General features: G+C 71.2%; 6 protein-coding genes. All 6 read left to right on the forward strand.

Translation table 11 applies throughout. The features are described 5' to 3' along the window. Window positions 1-5 precede the first annotated feature (5 nt). The 6 genes from D7V93_RS33950 (at window position 6) to D7V93_RS33975 (ending at window position 6,862) form a co-directional block, all read left to right on the forward strand. Window positions 6-1,193, forward strand: coding sequence for a DUF6068 family protein (locus tag D7V93_RS33950; protein WP_120647335.1), 1,188 nt, complete (start codon window positions 6-8; stop codon window positions 1,191-1,193). Window positions 1,194-1,292: 99 nt separating this feature from the next. Then, window positions 1,293-1,508: a hypothetical protein gene (locus tag D7V93_RS33955; protein WP_120647330.1), complete on the forward strand. Its 216-nt coding sequence runs from the start codon at window positions 1,293-1,295 to the stop codon at window positions 1,506-1,508. Window positions 1,509-1,554: 46 nt separating this feature from the next. Continuing rightward, a complete protein-coding gene (locus D7V93_RS33960; protein ID WP_120647331.1) occupies window positions 1,555-1,776 on the forward strand; it encodes a hypothetical protein in 222 nt (73 codons plus the stop codon). 29 nt (window positions 1,777-1,805) lie between these two features. Next, complete coding sequence (locus tag D7V93_RS33965; RefSeq protein ID WP_120647332.1) at window positions 1,806-2,027, forward strand: hypothetical protein; 222 nt, start codon at window positions 1,806-1,808, stop codon at window positions 2,025-2,027. A gap of 48 nt (window positions 2,028-2,075) precedes the next feature. Continuing rightward, window positions 2,076-5,063, forward strand: coding sequence for a DUF1611 domain-containing protein (locus tag D7V93_RS33970; protein WP_120647333.1), 2,988 nt, complete (start codon window positions 2,076-2,078; stop codon window positions 5,061-5,063). Beyond that, entirely contained in the window at window positions 5,063-6,862 is a 1,800-nt protein-coding gene (locus D7V93_RS33975) for a peptidase domain-containing ABC transporter (protein ID WP_120647334.1), read from the forward strand. Before D7V93_RS33970 ends, D7V93_RS33975 begins: the two co-directional genes overlap by 1 nt. The last annotated feature ends 163 nt before the right edge of the window (window positions 6,863-7,025 follow it).

The raw sequence follows: 7,025 nt of genomic DNA on the forward strand, positions 1-7,025 counted from the left end.
TGCCCATGCGCCACTCCTCCCTCCCCCTCCCCCTCGCCGCGCTGCTGGGCGCGGCCCTGTCGTTCCTCCCGGGCTGCGAGAGCACGAAGTCGCGGGGCCCCTCCCCTTCGGACACGCAGGTCCAGCAGCCTTCTCCCGTGCAGGACGCTGACGCCTGGAAGCGCGCCCGCGTGGGCGACCGGCTCACCTACACCTTCTCCGCGTCCCAGGGCTCCGAGCCTCGCGGGGGCGGCACCGCTCGCACCGTCAGCGGTCTGCTGACACTGGAGGTGGTGGCCGTGCAGCAGCCGTGGGTCTGGGTGCGCGTGGCCTTCACCGACGAGGCGGGCAAGCCCCTCTCCCAGCCGCGGCTGGCGCAGGACCTCCTGCTGCCCGTGCGCGCGGACACGACGCGCCCGCTCGACGTGCCGCACGGGGGCGAGGCCACCGCCGAGCTTCCCTCCAGCGCGGGCCGCACCTGGGAGGCCCTGCGCTACGTCAGCGACCAGCGCCCCGTGGACGGCCCCCTGCGCACGCGCGTGTATGCCAATACGCCGGGCCCGCTCTACCTGACCCATGGCCTGCTCGAGGCGAGCACCGAGGCGGCGGGCTTCCACGTCCCGGGCGGCTCCAGGCTGACGCTGCGCGAGTTCCGCGAGGGCTCGGACGGCGCCAATGCCCCCGCGCCCTCGCTGGACCGGCCCCTGGGCCCGGGCGCGTACTACGAGCGGCGCGTGGACGTGGGCACCGCGCCCGGCGTGCAGCGCGTGTGCTTCGCCGCCGAGCGCGGCTACCTCCTGCGCACCGAGGGCCCCATCAACCCCCACACCGACGAGGCCCCCTGCACCGACTTCTCCGAGGCCGAGCCGGAGCCCCTCGAGGAGGTGCTGATGAGCCTGCCCTGGGAGGCGCTGGCTTCGGCGAACGGGCCTTCCGCCGCCGCGCCCGGCACCCGGGGCACCTTCACCGTGCAGGACCGCGCCGTACCCGCCCTCACCCTTCAGAGCCGCGAGGACGTGGAGGGCACCCAGCGCGTCTTCGCCGAGACCTACGCGGCCGATCCGTGGGCCCCGGCGCTCGCGGGCCTGCCCCATGAGGCGCGCTTCCAGCCGCTCTCCAGCACCACCGAGCGCGTGGTCGCCGGAGGCAAGCTCGAGTCCGAGGGGGGCACGCGCATCGTGCGGTGGGGCACGTGGCTCGCGGGCGTGAAGTGACACCAGCGCGCCGGTAACCCGGCACCGGCTTGCCCCCTCCCGCGCACTTTCCTAGGCTTCCGACTTTCGCGAACACCCCTCATCTCCCGGGAGCCCTCCATGCGGTACACGCGCAAGAACATCTCCGAGCTGCTCGACACGGTTCAGGGCAGCCCCGACGTCACGGGCTTCGCCACGTCGAACATTGGTGGCTACACGTACGCCCTGGTCCCCTCCGCTGGCGCGATGATCTGGCAGGACATCTACTACGCCAATCACAGGCTCTGCGAGGACAGCAGCCAGATCCCCAGCGAGGACGCGGGGGGCAGCTGCTAGCGCCCTCGCCATTCCATCCCATACGTGCAGCACACGGAGGTTCCCCATGCGATACACGCGCAAGAACGTCACCGAGCTGTTGGACTCGGTGCAGGGCGGCCCGGATGTCACGGGCTTCTCCACGTCGAACTTTGGCGGTTCCTACTGGACGCTGGTCTCGTCATTCGGCGGCGGAGTGGTGTGGCAGGACACCTACGGCACCCGCTGGGTCTGCGAGGACGGAGGCCACGTCACCGCCGAGGACGCCTCCACCTTCCACTGCTACTAGCGCCGCAATCACACACACGGAGGTCATGGATGCGTTACACGCGCAAGGATGTCTCGGAGCTGCTGGAGCAGGTGAACGGCGGACCGGACGTCGCGGGCTTCGCCACGTCGAACTTCTCCTCCACCACGTACACGCTCGTCGCGTCGGGGCCGGGCACGGTCTGGCAGGACCTCTACAACTCGGCCCACCGGCTGTGCTCGGAGGACGGCGCCACGTCCCCCTACGAGGACTGCAGCGGCGGCATCTCGTAGCCTTCCGCCTCCCCCGCTTCCCCGTTTCATCCGTCTCGCGGTCCCACCATGAATACCCGCCTCACCCTGATCCTCAACACCCACATGCCGCAGGTGTTGGGCGAGGGACCCCTCTTCGATGAGCCGGAGAACTGGCTCTTCGAAGCGCTGACGGAGACGTACATTCCGCTGTTCCGGATGTTGGAGCGCTGGGACTCCCAGCGCTTCGCCGGCACGCTGGTGATGTCCTTCACCCCGTGCCTCGTGGACCAGCTCCTCGCCTGCGAGGAGCGCTACACGGGCTACCTGCGCCTGCTCGGGCGCATCGCCACGCGCGAGCTGGAGCGCACGTCGCGGCTGGACCTCTACAACCGCTACGAGAAGTTCCCGCAGTCGCTCTCCGACGAGGCGCTGGCCCGGGTCCACCACACCGCGGGCATGTACCTGCGGCGCGTGGAGGACAGCCTGGCGTTCCTGCGGGAGCACAGCCTGCGCGACGTGTTCGGCCAGCTCGGGCGCTCGCGGCTGCCGGGCGTGCAGCTGTGGACGTCCTCGCCGCAGCACAACTTCCTGCCCTTCTTCGAGCCCGCCATCGCGGACCGGCTCGTGGCGCGGGGCGTGGAGTCCTTCCAGGAGGTCTTCGGCCGCGAGCCGGACGGCTTCTGGCTGCCCGAGTGCGCGTTCCAGCCGGGGCTCGAGCGCGTGCTCACGCGCCACGGCATCCGCCGCACCGCGCTCAGTCTGAATGGCATTGGCGCGTCCCAGCCCCAGGACCCGAGCGGCGTGTTCCGCCACGAGGGCCTGGAGGTGCTCGTCCACGACTACCGCATCGGACTGCACCTCTGGAAGTCGCCCGACTCCACGTTCCCGGCCCACCCCGTCTACCGCGAGTTCTTCCGCGACGTGGGCTTCGACGTCAGGCCCGAGTACTTCGACGAGCTGGGCGTGCCCGTGCCCGCCCACCGGCGGGGGCACGTGTGGACGGGCCTCAAGTACCACGCGGTGAGCGGCCAGAAGGTGGGGCTGGGCGAGAAGGGGCTCTACGACGGCGAGGCCGCCCGCGCCCAGGTGCCCCACCACGTGCGCGCGTTCTGGGACCTGCTGGAGTCCCGCCGCTCGCTCGTCCAGGACGGACAGACGTTCGTGCTGGCCTTCGACACCGAGCTGTTCGGCCACTGGTGGCACGAAGGCATCGAGTGGCTCGACGGCGTGATGCAGCCCGCGCAGCCTCGTGAGGCGGCCATCACCGTGTCGTCGCCGCCCCCCGCGCCGTCGCTGCCCCGGCTCTACTATTCGACGTGGGGGCGGGACTTCTACAGCGAGCACTGGCTGACGCCGGGCAACTGCTGGATGTACGCGCTCATCAAGCTCGCGGAGGCCCACGTCCCGGAGCCGGTGGACGCGGAGACGCGGGAGACGTGGCGCCGCTTCGAGGTCCTCAGCGGCAGCGACCTGCTCTTCATGATGCCGGACCCCTCCCAGCGGGAGCGGGCGCGCGCGCTGTTCCTCTCGCGCTTCGCGGACGTCGTCTCGCGCCTGCCGACCTTCACGCCCGAGCTGCTCACGGCCTTCCCGGTCGACCCCTTCAAGTGCGTGCTCGTCCACGTGGGGAGGCCCGGCGAGGAAGCGCCGCCGCCGTTCCTCCTGCGCCGGTTGTCCCGCGAGGGTTCGAACGGCGACGCGCGCCGGGAGCTCACGCTCGACCCCGAGGTGGTCGACGTCGCGGGGCTGCGCGTCTGCTTCCAGTACTTCCTTCTGCACCCGCAGGGCCGCTACGCGCTGCGCGTGGAGGGTTCCGAGTTCGAGCACACCTTCCAGATGCCGGACTACGGCGTGCCCCTGCTCATCGCGCCGGACACCCGGGCCTATCCCAAGTACGACCCGGAGGTGCTGTACCGGAAGCTGGGTGAAATCTGGGAGGGCGACCAGCGACTGCCCATCCAGCAGGCCCCCACGCTGCGCAGCCGCCACCTGTACACGCGCGCGATGGTGACGGAGGTGCTCGGGGGGAAGAAGACCGCCGTCTTCAAGTACAACAAGGAGGGCTACGCGCTCCTGCGCTTCCGCGACCAGAGTCTCGCGCCGGCCTCGGTTGTCTTCGACGACACCGTGTCGTTGAGCGACGCGGGCGCGTACATCCAGGCCGGGGAGCTGTCCGTGCCGGTGTGCAGCGACCCGGCGGACATCGCGAAGCATGACTTCGACGCGGTCGTCTTCACCTGCTCGCTCAACTTCGAGACCGAGGTGCCGCACGTGCGGGCGCTGCTCGAGGTCGCCACGCGCAAGCGGCTGCCGGTGGTGTCGCTGTACGACGACATCCTCTATTACGACCTGTTCGACGGGCTGGAGCCGGATCCGTCCCTCTTCTTCCGGGTGGCCGTGCCCGAACAGGACGCGCTCGCCCACCCGGGGCCGGTGGACTACGGGCCGCGCAACCTGCTGGGCGTCTTCGGCACGGACACGGTGCAGGGCAAGTTCACCACGCAGGTCTACCTGCGCGAGGCGCTGTCGCGGCACGTGCGCGTGCGCCATCACGCCACGGAGCCCACGGGCATCCTGCTGGGCGCGGACACCGGCTACTCGCGCGTGCTGCGCGTGGAGCCCCCGCAGCGTCTGGCGTTCGAGCGGCGGCTCATGGCGGACCTGGCCCGGGGCTGCGACCTGGTCATCACCGGTGGGCAGAACGGGCTGCTCTACTCGCCGGCCGGCGCGGACCGCCGGGCCAATGCCTCCACGCTCATCTACGAGACATTCCTGCCGCGACTGGTGGTGCTGAGCGTGGCGGTGGACACGCGGGCGGAGGACGTGCTCGCGACGCGCGAGTACCTGGAGACGCTGGCGCGCGAGCACAGCGTGCCCTGCACGGTGGTGGGTCTCGCGATGATGGGCGGGCGCAAGCTGCTTGGCAGCCGGTGGACCGAGACGTGGTTCCTGGGCGTCCGCGACGAGGTGCTGGAGGAGGCGCGGCGGCGGCTGGAGCAGCAGACCGGGCTGCGTGTCTACGCCATCCCCGAGGACGTGGACGCGCTGGCGCGGGGCGTGCTCACGCACCTGTGATGGAACCCCATGGCGCGATGCAGGAGGCCCCGCCGGGGCTGCGGCAGTCGGCGCGCTACCTGCTCGCGCTCCTGCGGCTGTTGCGGCCCGCGTGGGGCTCGCTCGCCCGGGGCGCGCTGCTCGGCCCCGTCATCACCCTGCTCTGCCTGATTCCGCCCTTCCTCACGCGGCTGCTGTTCGACCACGTCTCATCCCTGCGGGACCTGGAGCTGCTCCACGTCCTGGTCATCAGCATCTTCGCCGCATCGGTGGCGGCGGCGCTCGCGGACTCGCTGCTGGGCTACTACTCGTCCTACCTGAACATCAAGCTGGAGAACTCCGCCGCGCTCTACCTCTTCAACCACCTGCAGCACCTGCCGGACCGCTTCTTCTCCCGGCGGCAGGTGGGGGAGCTCACCAGTCGCTTCGAGGACGCGAAGGCCGGGATGTCGCTGGTGCTGGGCCTGCTGCGGCTCGTCTTCTCGCAGTGCACCTTCGTGATTGTCATTCCCTTCACCCTGGCGTCCCTCCACTGGGAGCTGGCGCTGGCGGCGCTGGCCACGCTGCCCTTCGTGGTGGCGGTGCCGCTCGTCATGGGGCGCGCCATGGGGAGCGCGTGGCAGGAGGTGATGGGCGTCCACGGCTCGCTCAATGCCTTGCAGGTGGAGACGCTGCGACAGAGCCGCACGACGAAGGTGCTGGCGCTGGAGCCCTTCGTCTACCAGCGCGCGGCGGGGCTCATGCGGTCGGTGCTGCGCGCGCACCTGCGGGCGCATGGCGTGGAGGGGCGGCTGCGGATGTTCGAGCGCACCGTGGAGGCGGCCCAGACGGCGCTCTTCACGTGGCTGGGCTGGCGGCTCATCCTCCAGGGGAAGCTGACGCTCGGAGGGTTCGTGGCCTTCGTGGCCTATGCCGCGTACCTGCGCGGCCCGGTCATCGAGGTCATCGCCTTCGTCACCAGCATGCACCAGCGCGGCGTCCACCTGCGGCGCTTCTTCGAGTACCTGCACGAGACGCCGGAGCAGGATCCGAACCGCTCCCTGCGGCTGCCGGCACCGCTGGTGCGGCGGCTGGGCGGCGGGGTGGAGTTGGAAGGGGTGTCCTTCGGCTACGCGCCGGAGCAGGACGTGCTGCGCGAGGTGAGCGCTCGCGTGGAGCCCGGGGCGGTGGTGACCATCGTCGGGGCGAGTGGCTCGGGGAAGACGACGCTGGCGCGGCTCTTGACGCGGTTGGAGGAGCCCGGCCGGGGACGCGTGCTTTACGACGGGCACGACGCGCGGACGCTGGAGCTCTCCGAGCTGCGCCGGCAGCTCGCGGTGGTGTGGCAGGACGTGGAACTGTACCACGGCACGCTGCGGGAGAACCTCACCCTGGGACTTCCCGACGTATCCGACGAGGACCTGCGACACGCGGTGCGGCTCTGCCAGCTGGAGCCCGTCATCGCCGCGCTGCCCCGGGGCTACGACACGCCGGTGGCCGAGGCGGGAGCGAGCCTCTCCGGCGGACAACGGCAGCGGCTGGCGCTGGCCCGGGCGGTGCTGCGCGACGCGCCCGTGCTGCTGCTGGATGAGGCGACCTCCCAGCTCGACGTGGAGACCGAGGCCACCATCGTCCGCGCGCTGCTCGCACGCGCCCGGGAGCGCGGCCAGACGGTGCTGTTCATCACCCACCGGCTGATCAACGCTCCCCTGGCCGACGAGGTGTGGATGCTCGCGGGAGGCAGGCTCGTGGGCCGGGGCCCGCACACGGAGCTGCTCGCGCGCTGTGCCCCCTACCAGCGGCTGTACCGCGCGGGCGTGGGCGAGGCGGACGCCGCCTGAGGCGGCTCCGGGAGTGACCTGTCATGACGCATGAGCCCCCGCGCCCCACCGCACCGCCGCTCCCCACGCGGCTGCCCCTGCTGGAGGACCCCGAGCATCCGGGCCTCTTCGTCGTGCGGCGGATTGGCACCCTCACGCTCCTGCTCGTCGCGGGGCTCTGCGC

This window comes from Corallococcus llansteffanensis, assembly GCF_003612055.1.
In the GTDB taxonomy this organism is placed as follows: Bacteria; Myxococcota; Myxococcia; order Myxococcales; family Myxococcaceae; genus Corallococcus; species Corallococcus llansteffanensis.